Origin of the sequence: Leifsonia williamsii (assembly GCF_030433685.1) — a bacterium.
GTDB lineage: Bacteria > Actinomycetota > Actinomycetes > Actinomycetales > Microbacteriaceae > Leifsonia > Leifsonia williamsii.
This window is the reverse complement of record NZ_JAROCF010000001.1, coordinates 1925997-1942356: the sequence shown is the minus strand read 5'-3', so window position 1 is coordinate 1942356 and position 16360 is coordinate 1925997. Positions and strand designations below refer to the sequence as shown.

The following is a 16360-nucleotide window of genomic DNA, read 5'->3' as shown; positions in this document are numbered from 1 at the left end:
ATCCCCCCTCACATTGCACTCTCAGCAGATCAGTGCAAAAATGCACCTCATGGCCACGAGTGCAACCTCTCCCCGCGAACGCCGCAAGGCGCTCACGGCGCGCGCGCTCACCGACACCGCCCGCCGGATGACCGTCGACCACGGGCTCTCCGGCTACACCGTCGAGGAGGTCTGCGAGGAGGTCGGCGTCTCGCGCCGCACCTTCTTCAACTACTTCGCCTCCAAGGAGAACGCCGTCCTCGGCCTCTCGCTCGACATGGACGAGTCAGGCGCGGCCGAGCGCTTCCTCGCCGCAGGGCCCCGCGGCATCCGCAGACTCGTCGACGACGTGATGGCGCTCATGCTGGAGCGCTGGGAGTACGGCGGCCTGACCGTCGACGACCTCCCACTGCTCACGCGGGCGTTCGAGCGCGAGCCGCGCCTGATCGCCCACCTGCTGCAGCTCGCCGGCGTGGCGGAGCGCGACGACCGCGAGCTGATCGAGCGCCGCGAGGGGTTGCCGGAGGGCGACCTCCGCGCCGCCGCGGCGGTCCAGCTCGTCGGCGCCGTCTTCCGCGCGAGCGTCGAGGAGTTCTTCGCCGGCCCCGACGGCGACGAGCTGCCGGTCATCGTACGGCGTCGGCTCGACGTCGTGCGCGAGCTGCTGCACTGACCAGCGCCTGATCCCCCTTCAGAACACCCCGAACACCCCACGCACCGAACGGACCCCATGACCGCCATCTCCCCCGCCGGCCCGGCGCCGCTGCTGCTCACCAAGCGGCGCATCTGGATCATCTTCAGCGCCCTCATCGCCGGGATGCTGCTGTCGAGCCTCGACCAGACCATCGTCTCGACCGCCATGCCGACCATCGTCGGCGACCTCGGCGGCGTCGAGCACCAGGTGTGGATCACGACCGCGTACATCCTCGCCACCACGATCGTCATGCCGGTCTACGGCAAGCTCGGCGATGTGCTCGGGAGGCGGTGGCTGTTCATCATCGCGATCGCCGTCTTCACCGCCGCCTCTGTCGGCTGCGCCTTCGCGGGCGACTTCTGGTCGTTCGTCGTGTTCCGCGCGATGCAGGGCCTCGGCGGTGGCGGCCTGATGATCCTCTCGCAGGCGATCATCGCCGACATCGTGCCGGCCAACGAGCGCGGCAAGTACCTCGGCCCGCTCGGCGCGATCTTCGGCCTCTCGGCCGTCGCCGGCCCGCTGCTCGGCGGCTTCTTCGTCGACCACCTCACCTGGCAGTGGGCGTTCTACATCAACATCCCGGTCGGCATCGCGGCGCTCGTCATCGCCCTGTTCGCCCTCACCCTGCCGAGCAAGAAGGCGACGCAGCGGATCGACATCCTCGGCATCCTCTTCCTCTCGGTCGCGACCACCTGCCTCATCTTCTTCACCGACTTCGGCGGCGACAAGGACCACGGCTGGAGCTCGATGGCGACCTGGATGTGGGGCGCCGGCATGCTCGTCGCCGCCGTCGCGTTCGTGATCGCGGAGGCGAAGGCCAAGGACCCGATCATCCCGCTCTCGCTGTTCAGGAACCCGATCTTCATCAACGCGACCGCCATCGGCCTCGCGCTCGGCATCGGCATGTTCGCGGCGATCGGCTTCGTGCCGACCTTCCTGCAGATGTCGTCCGGCACCTCCGCCGCCGCCTCCGGCCTCCTGATGATCCCGATGATGGTCGGCCTCATCGGCACCTCGATCCTGTCGGGCGCCGCGATCACAAAGACCGGCAAGTACAAGCTGTTCCCGATCCTCGGCACGATCATCACCGGCATCGCGATGGTCTGCATGACGACCCTCGCCGCGTCCACCCCGATCTGGCTGATCTGCGTCTACCTGTTCGTCTTCGGCGCGGGCCTCGGCCTGATCATGCAGGTCGTCGTGCTGGTTGTGCAGAACGCCGTGCCCGCCGCGCAGATCGGCACCGCGACCTCCACCAACAACTACTTCCGCGAGGTCGGAGCCGCGCTCGGCACCGCCGTCTTCGGCACGCTCTTCACGACCCGCCTGAGCGAGAACCTGCGCGACGTCTTCACCCAGGCGGGCGCGTCGCCGGCCGACGCGCAGGGCGCCACCGCGACGCTCAGCCCGGAGGTGCTCAACACCCTCCCCGACGCCATCCACACCGGCGTGGTCGACGCCTACGCGAACGCGCTCGCGCCGGTGTTCTGGTACCTGCTGCCGTTCATCGCGGCCGCCTTCCTGCTGTCGCTGTTCCTCAAGCAGATCCCGCTCTCCGACCAGGCCGGACTCGTCGCCCGCGGCGAGGCGATCGGCGGCGAGGAGGCGGAGCGCCTGGAGGCCCAGCGGCGCGCCGGCGCCGGCGCGCCGGAGGCCCAGCCGACCGCGCAGGAGGCAGCGCAGGAGCCCGCGGAGCCGGAGGCAACGACCGGAAGCGTCCGCGCCTCCCGCTGACGTGCGGTGTGTCGACGTGCGTTACGTCGACGCGGGTCAGGCGCCCGTCTGGCCCGCGTCGAAGTACGCCACCAGCCCGTCGTCGAGCGGCGGCACCGGCAGCAGCCTCCCGTCTCCGCGGATCGACGCCGTGGCCACCAGCCCGGCCGCGACCGCCTGCCGCGCCGCGACCGGGGAGGTCAGCGTCGGTCCGCCGTCCCGCGCGAACCGCACGAACTCCGCGACGAGCCGGGCATCCGCGCCGCCGTGCCCGCCGACGCCCTCCTCCACCAGGAACGTCTCGTCGGCGGGCGCCGCGCTGCCGTGCCGCCGGTTCCACAGCCGCACCTCCGAGCCGGCCGTGTCGCCCATGTTCTCCAGACGCCCCTCCGTGCCGATCACCGTGTAGTTGCGCCAGTAGTCCGGGGTGAAGTGGCACTGCTCATAGGAGGCGAGCACTCCGTTGTCGAGCACGAGGTTCACCTGCGAGATGTCCTCCACGTCGACCACCGGGTTGAGGCCCATCTGCGCGGTCGGCGGCCAGTTGTCGAAGCTGAACCAGTCGCCGACCCGCTCGCCCGAGCGGTCGCGGCGGTCGTCGATGTCGCCGTAGACGCTGAGCGCGCCGATCGCCTGCACGCCGCGGGCGTAGCCCCCCGCCAGCCAGTGGATCACGTCAAGATCGTGGGCGCCCTTCTGCAGCAGGAGGCCGACCGACTTCGACCGGTCGGCGTGCCAGTCCTTGAAGTAGTAGTCGCCGCCGTTGCCGACGAAGTGGCGGCACCACACCGCCTTCACGCGGCCGATGCGGCCCTCCTCCACCAGCCGCCGCATCAGCGTCACGACCGGCATGTGCCGCATGTTGTGCCCGACGTACAGCCGGGAGCCGGTGCGCCGGGCCGCCTCGAGGATGCGGTCGCAGTCGTCGAGGGAGATGGCGAGCGGCTTCTCGCAGAAGACGGCGACGCCCGCCTCCAGCGCCGGGATCGCGACCGCGGCGTGCTGGTGGTCGGGCGTCAGCACCATCACGGCGTCGACGCCGGAGCCGAGCAGCTCGGCGAGGTTCGCGGTGACGAGCGCTCCCGGGAACGCCTCCGCCGCCTCCGCCCGCGACCGCTCGCTGAGATCGCAGACGGCCGTGACGCGCGAGCCGCCGCCCGGCCGGTGCGCCTCCAGGGCGAGCCGCCCGCGGTTGCCGAAGCCGACGACGCCGATGCGCAGGTCGGCGGCGCCACGCAGGCCGGCGCCATTCAGGTCGGGGGTGGAGGTGTCCGTCACGACCTCCATCACACCACCAGCGACGCCGCGTCCGTCGCAGCCGTGCCGGTGACGATGGGGGTCAGGTCGACCGCGCGCCCGTCGATGCGGAACGCGTAGCGTCCGGTCTGTTCGATGACGGCCGTCTCCTGGATCCACTCGGCGAGGTGCGCCCGCTCCGCGGCGTTCAGCCAGGCGATGGGGTCGGAGGTCGACCGGAACTCCAGGATGGCCGCGGCGTCGCGCAGCGCCTGGCGCTCCCCGTCGTCCAGCAGGTTCCGGGCGCTGCGGAAGTACACCGCGTCGGGATCGACCTCGTACAGCCGCTTCATCCAGGTGCGGTTGAGGGAGGCGACGATCGAGTTGCGCGCGCCGACCCCCGACGGGTCTCCGACGCGTTCGGCGTTGTCCCAGAAGGCGCCGACGTCCGGCCCGACCCTGGCCCCGTCGAAGACCCCGACGCTCGGGATCATCGGCACGCCGCAGCCGAGCAGGTACACCGAGTCCCCGACCACCGAGCGGATGTGCTCCACGGCCTCCCGGTACACGGCCTCGCGGTGGAGGGAGGTGCTGCGGCGGCCTGCGACGGCGCCCGCGTACATGAAGTCGAGCTTGAGGTAGCGGAAGCCCCAGCCGACCACGCGCTCGAAGACCTCGCGCAGGTGGTCCTTGACCTCGTCCCTCGTGGTGTCGAGCGAGTAGTAGTGCGAGCCCCAGTTGTAGCCGGTGACGAGCGGCTCGCCGTGATCGTCCTGCACCAGGAGGTCGGGGCGGGTGCGCGCGAACTCCGACCCCGGCAGCGCGATCAGCGGGGCCAGCCAGAGCCCGGGGGTGAACCCGGCGTCGGAGATCGTCCGCGCGGTCGCCGCCATCCCGGACGGGAAGTCGGGCCCGGCGGTCCAGTCGCCGACGATCGGCTCCCAGCCGTCGTCGAGCTGGACCACGTCGAACGGATACCCGGCGAGGTCGGCGACCGTGCGGGCCACGAGCTCCTCGTCGATGCCCTCGAAGTAGGAGTACCAGCTGCTCCAGACCGCGCCGGCGCGGCCCGACCGGCGGCCGAGTCGCGCCGACAGCAGGTCGGCGTAGTCGGCGAAGACCACGGCTTCGGGCCCGTAGGCGACGAACCAGTCGGCGGCATCCTCCTCCCCTCTCCCCCACAGCACGTTGCCGTCGGCGCCGACGCGCGGGGAGCCGAGGCCGAGCGCCCCGACGAGCAGCACGTTCCCGCCCTCGCCGGCGACCGCGCCCACCGCGGCGCCGGAGTGGGCGTGCGGGGTCTCGTTCGCGGCGTCGTCGGCTGTGAGCAGGCGGCCCGGGCTGTTCTTGATGCCGATGGTCTCGCCGTCGGTGCGTGCCCAGCCCGACGGGCTCCACGAGTTCCAGCCGTGCCGGTAGAACTCGGTGTCGCCGAAGGGATGGAGCAGGGCCAGCGGGCCGGCGGGGACGATGTGGCCGCCGGGCGCCGGCTGCGGCGCTCCGGAGACGTTGGCGGGGATCCGGAGCTCTCCGAAGTCGAAGGTGTGCAGCATGGTCTGCTTTCTGGAGGGATGGTGGAGGTGGAGGCCGACGTGCCGCGGCTACTTGAACAGCGCGTTCACCTGGTCGTTGGCCTTCGGCAGGGCCTCCTTCGCCTTCTGCTGGCCGAGCGCGACGCTCTGGATGGCGTCCTGCACGATTTGGTTGATCTCCGTGCCGTGGTAGCTGATCGGGATGATGAAGGTGCCGTCCTTCGCCTGCTGCTCGTCGAGGAAGACCTGCGCGTTCAGCCCGGCGTCCTGGCGCACCTTCGCCGACTTCTCCGACGCCTCCTTGATGGCGGGGAAGACGACGCCCGTCTCGGCCACGGTGTTCTGGCAGTCGGCCGAGGCGAGGTACTTGACCCACTCCCACGCCTGGTCCTTGTGCTTGGTGCCGGCGTAGATCGCGTCGGACAGGCCGTTGATGGCGGACTTGCGGCCCTCCGGCCCGATCGGCAGCGGGGCGAAGCCGAACTGGTCGGTCTTGCCCTTGTATGCGGCCAGGTTGAACGAGCCGAGCGTGGTCAGCGCGCCGCCGTTATTGGCCAGCACCTCCGACCTGGCCAGCGTCGACTGCACGTCGAGCTTGGGCGCGTAGCCCTTCTGGGAGAGGTCGGCGAGCCACTGCACGGTCTCGGCCAGCTTCGGGTCGTCGTAGTTGAACGACGTGCCGAACGGGTTCTTGTCGGAGTACGTCCAGCCGGTCGAGGCGGCGAGGTTGCCCCAGCCGTTCTGCCCCTGGGAGCCGTCGGCCCACTCGGGGAGGAAGCCGAAGACCTTGACGTTGTTCTTGTCGAAGGCCGGGTCGAGGCCGTTGCGGCCGTTCTTGTCCACGGTCAGCTTCGCGATGGTCTGCTCGAAGGTGCCGCCGTCGTCCGGGTTCCAGGTGAGGTCGGCGAGCGACGCCTCGTCGATGCCGGCCGCCTTCAGGTCGGCCTTGTTGTAGACCAGGCCCATGGTGTCCCAGTCCTTCGGCAGGCCGTAGCGGGCGTCGCCGACCTTCCACAGGTCGGCGAGGCCGTCGACGTACTGGTCGAGGTCGATCTTGTCCTTCTCGACCATCGGCTGGATGTCGACGATCTGCTTGTCCTGCACGAACTGCGGGTAGTACGACGCCTGGTCGACCCACACGTCGGGCGCGCTGCCCGCGGCGATCTGCGTCGACAGGTTGGTCCAGTACTGGGCCCACGCCGACTGGGTGATCTTGATCGTGATGTTCGGGTTCTCCTTGGTGAACTGCTCGGCGCAGTGCTGGTAGGCGGGCACCTGCGTGTCGTCCCACATCCAGTACTGCAGAGTCACCTTCTCGTCGGAGCCGGAGCCGTTCGACGAGCAGGCCGTGACTCCGGCGAGCAGTGCGGCGGCGGCGGCGATGGCGGCGACGCGACGGACCTTGGTCATTCGTTTCTCTCTCTGTGAGTGGTGCACGGGGATGGAGCGGGAGGTGGAGTTGGTCACTTGATGCCGGTGAAGTTGAGGGACTCGACGATTCGCCGGCCGAGGAAGATCAGCAGGATCAGGACCGGGATGACGGAGAGCGTCGAGCCGGCCATCAGGCCGGTCCAGTCCGGCTGGGTGTTCGGCGACTGCTGCAGGTACACGCCGAGCGCGACCGTCATGGTGCGCACGCTCTCGTCGCGTCCGATCAGCAGGGGCCAGAGGTAGTCCTTCCACGCCCAGACGACCGTGATCAGGCCGATCGTGATGAGCGGCCCCCTGCTCATGGGCAGGGCGATCCGCCAGAACACGCGGGCCTTGCCTGCGCCGTCGAGCATCGCGGCCTCCTCCACGTCCACCGGGATGTTGAGGAAGAACTGCCGCAGGAAGAACAGGGCGAACGGGGTCATCAGGAGGCTGGGCGCCACCATCCCGAACACGTTGTTGAGCAGGCCCAGGTCGCGCACCAGCACGAAGTTGGGCAGCAGGGTGAAGATGCCGGGCACCATGAGCGCCGCGATGAGGATCGCGAACAGCACGTTGCGGCCGGGGAACCGCAGCCGCGCGAAGGCGTAGCCGCCCATCGCGCAGAACAGCGTCTGGAAGAAGCCGATCAGCGCGCAGTAGACGATCGAGTTCCACAGGTAGAGCAGGAAGTTGATCGACGCTCCCGACCCGCCCGCCGCCTGGTCCTCCGCCGGGCTGAGGAAGCCGAGCACGCGGGCGAAGTTGATCATCGTCGGGCTGCCGGGGAAGAACGACCCGGAGTCCTTGATCACGTCCGCCGCCGGCGTCAGCGCGGTCTTGAGCATCCAGTAGAAGGGGAAGAGCGTCAGCACGAGCGAGACGATCAGCACCGCCCAGCCGAGGAACCGGCCGAGGGAGAAGCGGCGGCGCGCGGTGGTGCGGGCGAGAGCCGGGGCGACCCCGTCCGTGCTCGCGTCGGCGGGAGCGCCGAGGACGGGCGTCGCGGGTTGTGTCGTGGTCATGGAGGTGTCCTCTCTGGCCTAGGCGAGCTGGGATTCGGAGGCGCGGAGGAGCCGCAGCTGCACGGCCGTGAGGATGCCGAGGATCAGCACCAGGACGATCGCCATGGTCGCGGCGTAGCCCATGTGGAAGAACGTGAACGCCTGTTGGTAGATGTAGTAGTAGATGACCCGGGTGGCGTTGACGGGTCCGCCCTTGGTGGTGACGGCCACCGTGTCGAAGATCTGGAACGACCCGATCAGCGAGACCACCAGCACGAGCGCCATCACCGGACGCAGCAGGGGCAGCGTGATGCGGGTGAACAGCCTCCACTCCCCCGCCCCGTCGAGCGACGCGCTCTCGTAGAGGTCGCCAGGGATCTGCAGCATGCCGGCGTAGAACAGCAGAGCCGTGTAACCGGTGAAGGCCCAGGTGTTGACGATCGAGATGGTCGGGATGCCGAGGGCCGGGTTGGTGAAGAAGCCGACCGCCGGCAGGCCCATCCCCGTGATCAGGTGGTTGACGAAGCCGAGGTTCGTGTCGAGCAGCCACAGCCAGATGAGCCCGACGGTGACGTTCGGCACGAGCCATGGCAGCAGGAGCGTCGTGCGCAGCACCACGGACCGGGTGAGCCGGTGCATGAGCGCCGCCAGCAGCAGCGCGAGCGCGGTCTGCGTCGTGACGTTGACGATCACGTAGTAGAGGGTGACGCCCATCGAGTTCCAGAACTCCTTGTCCTGGAGCACGGCCGCGTAGTTCTCGACGCCGACGAACGTGGGATCGCCCAGGAGGCTGTAGTCGGTGAACGACCACCACACCCCGCGGATCGTCGGGTACAGGTAGAACACGGCGAAGCCGATCAGGACCGGCGCGATGAACAGGAGCGCGACTCTGCGGTCGTCCCTGCGGCGGCGCGGGCGGGTGCCCGGCGCGCCGCCGCGGGCCGCTGCCCTGGTCAGGAGTGCTGTCATGGGTGCCTCTCAGCACCGGCGGCAGGCTGTCCGTCGTCGGCGCAGTGTCGAATCGCAGAGTCCGTGGGAGGTTCGCGGACCCGGGGGCGCCCATCCGCGGTAGAGTCGTCTGGGCGGGTTAATTCTGCAACTTGGCGTTATAAAGCGCAAGACCCCGGATGAAACTCGCTCCAGATCACCCCGGAGAGCCCCGGGCGCCGCGAAGAAGAGGGACGACATGGCACGAGAGGCACTGGTGCACAGCATCGACGGATCGGTCGGCAGCCGCTCCCTGCTGCGCCGCATGAACTCGTGGGGCATCCTGCGAGCGGTCATGCTGCGGCCGCAGACCATGCGCGACCTCGCAGCGGAGTCCGGCCTCTCCCGCACGGCCATCGACGCGATCGTCACCGACCTCGTCGACCTGGGCTGGCTCGTCCCCGGCGACGCCGCCGCGGCAGAGGGACGCCTCGGCCGGCCTGCCGCCTCCTACCGGCTCGCGCCGCGCCTCGGTCACTTCCTCTCCATCGACATCGGCGCCAACCACACCTACGCCGTCGTGACGGATCTGGCCGGCGGCGTCCGGGGGCACCTCACCGCCGCCACCGAGGAGGGCATCGACGCGGAGGAGCGGGTCGCCACCGCACTTCGCGTCGCCGACGAGCTGCTCGCGAGCCTCGCGCTCGACCGCTCCACGCTGTGGACGGTCGCGATCGGCTCCCCCGGCTCGATCAGCACCGGCGGCCGCGTGCTGCACTTCGGCGGCACCGGCATGCCCGGCTGGACCGGGCTCGACCTGCGCGAGCGGTTCGGCCGCGAGTTCGACGCCGCCGTGCTCGTGGAGGGGGATGTGGCGCTCGGCGCCCGCGCCGAGCTCGCCATCGGCGCCGCGCGCGACCACGCCGACGTGGTCTACGTGCTCTGCGGCGCTCGCACCAGCGGCGCCTCCATCGTCGGCGGCAAGGTGCACCGCGGGGTGCACGGCGCCGCCGGCATCGTCGGCGAGATGCCGGAGCTGCGCTGGGCCGAGCTCAACGAGCGCTACGGCAGCTCGGTGCTCGGCACGCCGCGGCCCAGCCGGCAGCAGATCTTCGAGCTCGCCCGTCAGGGAGACCCCGCGGCGCGCGCCGCGGTGGACGAGTTCGCCGACGACCTCGCGACGGGCGCGGCCGCCATGACGCTGGCGATCGACCCCGAGCTGCTCGTGATCGGCGGCGGCAGCTCGCCCAGCGCCGACGTGTTCCTCCCCCGCTTCGAGGAGACGCTGCGGCGCATCGTCCCGCTGCCGCCCGTCGTCGTCGCCTCGACGCTGGGGTCGGAGGCCGTGGCGATGGGAGGCGTCAGCCTCGCCGCCGATCACCTCACCGCGGTGCTGGAGGAGGCCGTGCGCGGGCGCGACGCGTTCCCGAACCCTGCGGAGGCGGTGCGGCTGCTGCGCCAGGCGGCCTGAGCCTCTGCCGAACGGCTGTTATTCAGTGTTCGCCCGTATTGTGAGCCATCCTCACACGGCGCTACCGTGACCGCATCCGCGCGCGTCCACCCGAAAGAAGCGTCCCGTGACACCCGTCGTCCGCACCTCCACCCGCCGCACCTCCACCCGCAGCACCTCCCGCACCATCGCGGCCGTCACCGCCGCCGCCCTGACCGTCGTCGCCCTCACCGGCTGCATCAGCATCCGCTGGGGCGGCGCGGCGGGAGGCGGAGGGACGACCTCCGCGCCTCCCACGACCTCCGCCCCCGCCACTCCCACGCCCGAGGAGACCGCAGAAACGGTCGACCTCGAGGCCCTCGATGAGGACACGCAGACCGCCATCGATGTCGTCGACACGTTCTGGGCGACCCACTGGTCCGACTACTTCACCGGCGAGTACACGTCGCCGACCGTCTACGGGTACTACGACGGCGAAGACCCCGACAGCGCCCCCACCTGCAACGGAACGCCGCTGGAGGCCGGCAACGCCTTCTACTGCGGCGAGACCGACGAGCTCTCGTGGGACGTCACTCTGATGAGCGGAGGCTATGCCCAGGGCGACGCCTTCGCCTACCTGGTGGTCGCGCACGAGTGGGGCCACAGCATCCAGGCGCGCGTCTCCGATATCAGAACGGACGCCTACGAGCTGCAGGCCGACTGCCTGGCCGCCGCCGCGCTCTACGGCGCCGCCGCCGACGGGAGCCTGCAGTTCGAGGACGGCGACGAGAAGGAGATCACGAGCGCACTGACCTTCCTCTCCGACTCCACCGCCTGGACCGACACCGCCGACCACGGCGACACCTTCCAGCGCATCGAGTTCTTCGACGCGGGCCGCCGCGGCGGGGTGACGGCGTGCCTGCCGCAGGAGTAGCGGCGCCGCCCCTTGTGCAGGGCTGTCCCCCGGCGGTGCAATGGGCGCCATGAACACCAAGCGCCGCGCTCCGATGCGCTTCGAAGACCTCTCCCCGGCCGCCCGCGCCGGGCTCGTCGCCGCCGTCTGCTGGACGCTGGCCTGGAAGGGCGCCTCGCTGTGGCGGGCGGCCCGCAACGACAGCAAGCCGTGGTTCGTCGCGCTCCTGCTGTCGAACACCATGGGGCTGCTCGACGCCCTGTACCTGTTCGTCATCGACCGCGACCGGCGCGCGCTCGACGACGACGAGGAGACGATCCTCGAAACGACCGGCGAGCCCGAGCAGCTGGGCAGGAGCTACCTGGAGGACTAGTCCCGCCCGGCCTCCCGGTCCACCCCTCCACTCCCTGGAGGCTCCCGGGTAACGTCCAGCCCATGAAAGCTGTGTTCACCGGGTGGCTGGCGTTCGTCGTGATCGGCCTCGCGGCCATGGTCCTCGTCGTGGCGCTCGGCCGATGAGCGGCACGTCCACGGCCCGCTTCCGCCTGCGCGAGCACGGCCTCAGCATCGCCTTCGCCGTCATCTTCCTCGCCGCCCTCGTCGGGCAGTCGTTCGCCGGCCTGGCCGCCTACAACGAGGACCAAATCGCCCACCACGCCGCGACGGTCGGCTGGCTCGACTTCGTGACCTCGTCGGACTTCGTCGTGGATGTCGCCGAGAACTGGCAGAGCGAGTACCTGCAGTTCTTCCTCTTCATCTTCGCCACGATCTGGCTCGTGCAGAAGGGATCGCCCGAGTCGAAGAAGGTCGGCGACGAGGGCCTCGGCACCGACGAGGAGCAGCTCGTCCACGAGTACGCCCGCCCGGAGTCCCCCGCCTGGGCGAAGGTCCGCGGCTTCCGGCACACCCTCTACTCGAACTCGCTGCTGCTCGTGATGGGCGCGATCTTCCTGGCCTCGTGGCTCGTGCAGTCCCTCGCCGGCCAGGTCTCCTACAACCAGGACCAGCTCGAACACGGGCAGGAGCTGGTCAGCTGGGGCGGCTACCTGGTCTCCGCGGACTTCTGGAACCGCACGCTGCAGAACTGGCAGTCGGAGTTCCTGGCCGTCGGCAGCATGATCGCGTTCTCGATCTTCCTCCGCCAGCGCGGCTCGTCGGAGTCGAAGCCGGTGGGCACCCCGCACCACGAGACGGCGACGGAGGCGGAGTGACGCGGAGCAGCGATCAGCGCTCGCCGGTCTCCTCCCCCGCCGGCTCGTCCGCCCCGAGCGCCGCATAGGCGGCCAGCGCGACCGGCTTGACCGGCACGTGCGCCGCGAACCGGCCCACCTGCTCGATGCGGCCCCCGCGCGACTGGGCCACGAGCCCGGCCACCGCCGTCTCGCAGTAGCGGCCCTGGCAGGGCCCCATCCCGGTACGGCAGGCGAGCTTGACCGAGTTCACCGAGGACACGTGCGGGTTCGCATCCAGGTATCCGTCGATGTCGGCGCGGCTCACCGTCTCGCAGCGGCAGATCTCGGTGTGCGGCGTCGCCAGGTCGAGCAGCGCCTCCCGCCGGGGGGCGAACATGCGCTGCACCACGGCGGAGAAGCGGCCGGCACGGCGCACGGCACGCCGCGCCCGGGCGACGGCCCGCGGCGGAACCGCGCGTCCGAGGTCCGCGGCAATGGCGAGCGCGGCGAGCTCGCCCTCCGCCCGCGACTGCTCAGCGCCGGCCACTCCCGTCGGCTCGCCTGCCACGAAGACGCCGGAGACGCTCGTCGCCATCCCCTCGTCGTGCTCCACGACCCAGCCGCCGGCGGCGGAGTCCCAGACCAGCGCGCAGCCCAGCTGCCTGGCGAGCTCGGCTGAGGGCTGGAAGCCGTAGCCGAGCACGAGCTGATCGGTCTCGATGCGGCGCCCCGGCCCGCGCACCCGCCAGGCGGCATCGGCCTTCGCCAGCCGGACCGCGCGCACGCGGTCCTCCCCCTCGACGGCAGTCGGGACGGTACCGAGCGAGATCCGCACCCCGGCACGCCGCAGCGTGAGCACGCACCCGGCCAGTGAGAGCAGCAGGCGCAGGTGTCCGGGGATCGCCGGCAGCGCCCGCAACGCCTCCAACGGCGATGGCAGCGAGCGCGCCAGGGCGACCTCGCTCACAGCGGCGCCCGCCTGCACGAGCTGGGCGGCGACGATGAGCAGCAGCGGGTGGGCGCCGGCCAGCACCACGCGGTCGGCGGCGCGCATGCGCTGCGCCTTCAGCAGCCCCTGCACGGCGCCGGCCATCATGACGCCCGGCAGCGTCCAGCCGGGGAGGGCGACGGGGAGGTCATAGGCGCCCGTCGCGATGAGCACACGCCGGGCGAGCACGCTGCCCGACTCGGCGCCGCGCGCGAGGAACACCTCCATCGGCTGCTCCGCATCACCGCCGCCCGCACGCAGGACGCCGAAGACGGTCGTGCCGTACCGCCAGGCGATACGCTCGTCGGCCTCGGCCCGGGCCAGCAGCTCGGCCGCCCACGGGTACCCGACGGGGAGCTTCGCCTCGGCGCGGAAGGCAGCGGGAGGCCGGCGGAAGATCTGCCCGCCCGCCCGGCTCTGCTCGTCCACGACGAGCACGTCGAGGCCCTGGTCGGCCGCCGTCAGCGCCGCGGCGACGCCCGCCGGGCCGGCGCCGACGATCACGAGGTCGTGCGTGGTCATGCGCGGCTCGTCTCCACGGTCATGCCCGCCGAGACCGCCAGCAGGCAGGCCCGGGTGAGCGGTACGCCGTCGACGGTGACGCCGCACTCGAAGCAGGTACCCATGTTGCACAGCGGGAGCCGCGGCTCCCCACCGCGCCGCGAGAACTCCGGCACACCCGCGGCGAGGAGCGCGGCGGCGACGGTCTCCCCGGCGAAGCACGCGACGCGCTCGCCGTCGACCGTGATCTCGATCGGCTCGCCTCTGCCTCCGGGGAGCCGGGTGGCGTGGAGGCCGCTGCTGTCAGACATGGATGAGGCCTCCGAAGCGTCGCGGGTCGTAGGGGTCGAGGTCGATGTCGGGCCGCCGCCCGCCCGCGAGCGCGATCAGCGATCGGGCGAAGCTGGGGCCGAGGGTGAAGGCGGAGCCGCCCGTGGCGACGAAGACTCCGGGGCTGCCCGGCACCTCGCCCACGAGCGGGAGCTGGTCGGGGGTCACGGTCGTCGTCCCCACCCACGAGCGCAGAACGGGCAGCCGGGCGGTGCGGGGAACAACGCCGATCGCCGCCCGCGCATTGCCGACGAGCGAGGAGCGCAGCAGGCTCGGCCGGGCGTCCACGTCGGGCTCTCCGCCCGCGCCGAGCGGCATGCGGGCCGGCCAGCCGCCGCCGATCAGCACCGTGCCGTTGCCGGTCTGCTTGAGCGAGAGCTTCGTGCCCGCATGCTGCACGAGGTGCGGGATGAAGGGGGCGGTCGGGGCGGTGACGCTCATCTGCAGGGCGAGCGGGATGGTCGGAAGCTCCGCGCCGACCATGCGGCCGAGGCGCGTCGTCCATACCCCGGCCGCCAGCATCACCGAGTCGGTCTCGAGCGTGACGGCGTGGCCGCCCTCCCCGCCCGGGCGGGAGACCGCCTCCACCCGCCATCCATCGGCCGTGCGCGTCAGCCCGGTCACCTCGGTGCGGGTGAGCACCTCCGCCCCGAGCCGGACAGCGCCGCGCGCCAGGGCCGGCCCGGCGATGCGGGTGTCGGCCTTGCCCTCCAGCGGGCAGAACGCGGCCGCCACCACCGAGTCGGAGAGGTACGGCGCCAGCCGGCGGGCCTCGTCGCCGTCGAGCAGGGAGACGTCGAGTCCCCACTCCTGCTCGAGGGCGGTCTTGCGCTCCAGCACGGCGACCTGCTCCGCCGTCTCGGCGAGCATCAGTCCGCCCGGCTGCTTGACGCCGACCGACTCGCCCAGCTCATCGCCCAGGGCCGCCCACTCACGGGCCGCCTCCAGGTGCAGCGGCATGGCCTCGGCGGCCGTGCGGGCCGACTCCCAGCCGTTCTCCACCATCCGGTACTCGAGCTGGAAGTGGAGGCTGCCGGCGTTCTGCCCCGACGCGTGCTGATTGAGCTGGTCGCGTTCGAGCAGGGCGACGCGGGCGCCGTCGCGCGCGAGCATCCAGGCCAGGGCGGAGCCCAGCAGCCCGCCTCCGACGACGACGCTGTCGTAGCGCTCACTCACGAGAGCGGGACGGTCCCGATGCCGAGCCCTTCGAGCGTCGTGCGGACGAGCGCGACCTGCTCCTCGTCGAGCTCGAGCAGCGGCCGGCGGACGTAGCCGGCCGGCACGCCGCGCAGCCGCAGAGCGGTCTTCATGATGGCCTGCTGGTTGCCGAACTTCGCGCCGTAGTCGGCGCCGAACCAGCTGGTCATGATGACGCGGTCGCGGGCGCCGAGGGCGATCGCCCGCTCCCGGTCCCCCGCCGCGAGCGCATTCCAGAAGTCGGGGTGGTCGCGGCCGAGCGGAGCGCCGGAGCCCATGAGCCCGTCGCCGTGCCCGCCCTGGACGAGGTCCGCGCCGATCTCGCTGGTGGGGATGCCGAAGTAGCGCACCCGGTCGCCGAGCGCGTAGAGACCGGCGAGGAACGCGGCGAAGTCCCCGGTGGAGTTCTTGATCGCGACGACGTTGTCGAGCTCGGCCAGCTCGGCGAGGGTGTCGACGCCCATGTCGACGATGCAGCCGCGCGGCCAGTTGTACACGCAGATCGGCAGCTCGGTCGCATCGGAGACCTCGCGGTAGAACTCCACGATCTCGGCCTTCGTCGGCACCATGTACGGCGGAGGCGTCAGCAGGATGCCGTCGAGCCCCGCCTTCTCGGCCGCTCGGGCGTGCTGGATCGCCTCGGCGGCGGTGAACGCGTTGCACCCGCCGATGACCGTCATCCCGGAGCCGTGCCGCGCGCCGGACGCGAACAGCTCCGCGCGCTCGTCCGCCGAGAGGCTGAACCACTCGCCGGACGTGCCGGCGAGGATCACACCGTGCATCCCCTCGTCCGCGAGCCAGCCCAGCTGCCCTGCGAACGCCTCCCGGTCGAAGGCGCCCTCACGGGTGAAGGGGGTGGTGATGGCCGGGATGTACCCGTGCCAGTCGACGCTGTTCCTGTCCATGGCGACTCCTTCGTCAGTTCTCGGTCGTTGAGGCGGTGGCGGGCGCAGCGAGGTCCTGCGCGTGGTGGTGGACGATCAGCCAGCCCGCGCTGCCGCCGCGCCGGACGACGTCGGTCACCCGCACGGTCTCGAGGAGCCCGCCGGACTCCGGTGCGCGCACCTCCAGCACGTAGCGCACGATCCCGGTCTCACCGAACGCGTCGGCGACGATGTCGACGGGAGTGACGAGCGGCAGCGGCTCGGTGCGCTCCGCCGGCGGCACGGCCGGCCCCCGCAGCTCATCGAGTTCGGCGATGCCGCGCATCAGCTGCGGGCGCGGCGTCTCCCACACGGTGACGTCCGGGTCGAGGCGGGTGTCGAAGGCGGCGCGGTCGCCGAGGTCGCGGTAGAGAGCGACGACGAAGTCGTGCAGCGTCTGCGCGTCGGTCAT

16 protein-coding genes are annotated in these 16360 nt (G+C 71.3%); 6 read left to right on the top strand and 10 right to left on the bottom strand.

Annotation, left to right across the window (positions count from 1 at the left end):
- The first annotated feature begins 49 nt into the window (after positions 1–49).
- Complete coding sequence (locus P5G50_RS09080; protein ID WP_301210799.1) at positions 50–652, top strand: TetR family transcriptional regulator; 603 nt, start codon at positions 50–52, stop codon at positions 650–652.
- 57 nt (positions 653–709) lie between these two features.
- Positions 710–2407 (top strand): MDR family MFS transporter, encoded by a 1698-nt coding sequence (locus P5G50_RS09075; protein WP_301210800.1) that lies wholly within the window; start codon positions 710–712, stop codon positions 2405–2407.
- Positions 2408–2443: 36 nt separating this feature from the next.
- Here P5G50_RS09075 and P5G50_RS09070 read toward each other — a convergent pair whose 3' ends face one another.
- From P5G50_RS09070 to P5G50_RS09050, 5 genes are read right to left on the bottom strand one after another with little or no spacing between them, the layout of a single operon-like run.
- Positions 2444–3664 carry a Gfo/Idh/MocA family protein gene (locus P5G50_RS09070; RefSeq protein ID WP_301210801.1) on the bottom strand — a complete coding sequence of 407 codons (1221 nt, stop codon included), beginning with the start codon at positions 3662–3664 and terminating at the stop codon, positions 2444–2446.
- Between the two features lie 8 nt (positions 3665–3672).
- The gene (locus P5G50_RS09065) at positions 3673–5175 is read right to left on the bottom strand and encodes a glycoside hydrolase family 36 protein (RefSeq protein ID WP_301210803.1); all 1503 of its coding nucleotides are present in this window, start codon (positions 5173–5175) and stop codon (positions 3673–3675) included.
- A gap of 48 nt (positions 5176–5223) precedes the next feature.
- Positions 5224–6564: an ABC transporter substrate-binding protein gene (locus tag P5G50_RS09060; protein ID WP_301210804.1), complete on the bottom strand. Its 1341-nt coding sequence runs from the start codon at positions 6562–6564 to the stop codon at positions 5224–5226.
- Positions 6565–6617: 53 nt separating this feature from the next.
- The gene (locus tag P5G50_RS09055) at positions 6618–7589 is read right to left on the bottom strand and encodes a carbohydrate ABC transporter permease (protein ID WP_301210805.1); all 972 of its coding nucleotides are present in this window, start codon (positions 7587–7589) and stop codon (positions 6618–6620) included.
- Positions 7590–7607: 18 nt separating this feature from the next.
- Entirely contained in the window at positions 7608–8537 is a 930-nt protein-coding gene (locus P5G50_RS09050; protein ID WP_301210806.1) for a carbohydrate ABC transporter permease, read from the bottom strand.
- A 217-nt stretch (positions 8538–8754) separates the two neighbouring features.
- Between P5G50_RS09050 and P5G50_RS09045 the strand changes: the two genes are divergently transcribed.
- The 4 genes from P5G50_RS09045 to P5G50_RS09030 all read left to right on the top strand — a co-directional run bounded on the left by P5G50_RS09045 (position 8755) and on the right by P5G50_RS09030 (position 12048).
- Entirely contained in the window at positions 8755–9966 is a 1212-nt protein-coding gene (locus P5G50_RS09045; RefSeq protein ID WP_301210807.1) for an ROK family protein, read from the top strand.
- A 106-nt stretch (positions 9967–10072) separates the two neighbouring features.
- Positions 10073–10858, top strand: a complete 786-nt coding sequence (locus P5G50_RS09040) for a neutral zinc metallopeptidase (protein ID WP_301210808.1) — start codon at positions 10073–10075, stop codon at positions 10856–10858.
- A gap of 49 nt (positions 10859–10907) precedes the next feature.
- On the top strand, positions 10908–11210 hold the full coding sequence (locus tag P5G50_RS09035) for a DUF5652 family protein (RefSeq protein ID WP_301210809.1): 303 nt from the start codon (positions 10908–10910) through the stop codon (positions 11208–11210).
- A gap of 142 nt (positions 11211–11352) precedes the next feature.
- Positions 11353–12048, top strand: a complete 696-nt coding sequence (locus P5G50_RS09030; protein WP_301210810.1) for a DUF6766 family protein — start codon at positions 11353–11355, stop codon at positions 12046–12048.
- A 13-nt stretch (positions 12049–12061) separates the two neighbouring features.
- Here the strand turns inward: P5G50_RS09030 and P5G50_RS09025 are convergent, their stop codons facing one another.
- The 5 genes from P5G50_RS09025 to P5G50_RS09005 are packed head-to-tail and all read right to left on the bottom strand — an operon-like array spanning position 12062 to position 16360.
- Entirely contained in the window at positions 12062–13519 is a 1458-nt protein-coding gene (locus tag P5G50_RS09025) for an FAD/NAD(P)-dependent oxidoreductase (RefSeq protein ID WP_301210811.1), read from the bottom strand.
- Positions 13516–13809: a (2Fe-2S)-binding protein gene (locus P5G50_RS09020; RefSeq protein WP_301210812.1), complete on the bottom strand. Its 294-nt coding sequence runs from the start codon at positions 13807–13809 to the stop codon at positions 13516–13518. The genes P5G50_RS09025 and P5G50_RS09020 overlap by 4 nt, the downstream gene beginning before the upstream one ends.
- On the bottom strand, positions 13802–15004 hold the full coding sequence (locus P5G50_RS09015; RefSeq protein WP_301210813.1) for an NAD(P)/FAD-dependent oxidoreductase: 1203 nt from the start codon (positions 15002–15004) through the stop codon (positions 13802–13804). The genes P5G50_RS09020 and P5G50_RS09015 overlap by 8 nt, the downstream gene beginning before the upstream one ends.
- Positions 15001–15930: a dihydrodipicolinate synthase family protein gene (locus P5G50_RS09010; RefSeq protein WP_301210814.1), complete on the bottom strand. Its 930-nt coding sequence runs from the start codon at positions 15928–15930 to the stop codon at positions 15001–15003. The genes P5G50_RS09015 and P5G50_RS09010 overlap by 4 nt, the downstream gene beginning before the upstream one ends.
- 13 nt (positions 15931–15943) lie before the next feature.
- On the bottom strand, positions 15944–16360 hold the full coding sequence (locus tag P5G50_RS09005; RefSeq protein ID WP_301210815.1) for a YybH family protein: 417 nt from the start codon (positions 16358–16360) through the stop codon (positions 15944–15946).

Excerpts from the sequence above, each read along its gene's own strand:
- P5G50_RS09080 (WP_301210799.1), top strand. The coding sequence starts at position 50 with ATGGCCACGAGTGCAACCTCTCCCCGCGAACGCCGCAAGGCGCTCACG.
- P5G50_RS09075 (WP_301210800.1), top strand. The coding sequence starts at position 710 with ATGACCGCCATCTCCCCCGCCGGCCCGGCGCCGCTGCTGCTCACCAAG.
- P5G50_RS09065 (WP_301210803.1), bottom strand. The coding sequence starts at position 5,175 with ATGCTGCACACCTTCGACTTCGGAGAGCTCCGGATCCCCGCCAACGTC.
- P5G50_RS09060 (WP_301210804.1), bottom strand. The coding sequence starts at position 6,564 with ATGACCAAGGTCCGTCGCGTCGCCGCCATCGCCGCCGCCGCCGCACTG.
- P5G50_RS09055 (WP_301210805.1), bottom strand. The coding sequence starts at position 7,589 with ATGACCACGACACAACCCGCGACGCCCGTCCTCGGCGCTCCCGCCGAC.
- P5G50_RS09050 (WP_301210806.1), bottom strand. The coding sequence starts at position 8,537 with ATGACAGCACTCCTGACCAGGGCAGCGGCCCGCGGCGGCGCGCCGGGC.
- P5G50_RS09045 (WP_301210807.1), top strand. The coding sequence starts at position 8,755 with ATGGCACGAGAGGCACTGGTGCACAGCATCGACGGATCGGTCGGCAGC.
- P5G50_RS09035 (WP_301210809.1), top strand. The coding sequence starts at position 10,908 with ATGAACACCAAGCGCCGCGCTCCGATGCGCTTCGAAGACCTCTCCCCG.
- P5G50_RS09030 (WP_301210810.1), top strand. The coding sequence starts at position 11,353 with ATGAGCGGCACGTCCACGGCCCGCTTCCGCCTGCGCGAGCACGGCCTC.
- P5G50_RS09025 (WP_301210811.1), bottom strand. The coding sequence starts at position 13,519 with ATGACCACGCACGACCTCGTGATCGTCGGCGCCGGCCCGGCGGGCGTC.
- P5G50_RS09020 (WP_301210812.1), bottom strand. The coding sequence starts at position 13,809 with ATGTCTGACAGCAGCGGCCTCCACGCCACCCGGCTCCCCGGAGGCAGA.
- P5G50_RS09010 (WP_301210814.1), bottom strand. The coding sequence starts at position 15,930 with ATGGACAGGAACAGCGTCGACTGGCACGGGTACATCCCGGCCATCACC.
- P5G50_RS09005 (WP_301210815.1), bottom strand. The coding sequence starts at position 16,360 with ATGACCGACGCGCAGACGCTGCACGACTTCGTCGTCGCTCTCTACCGC.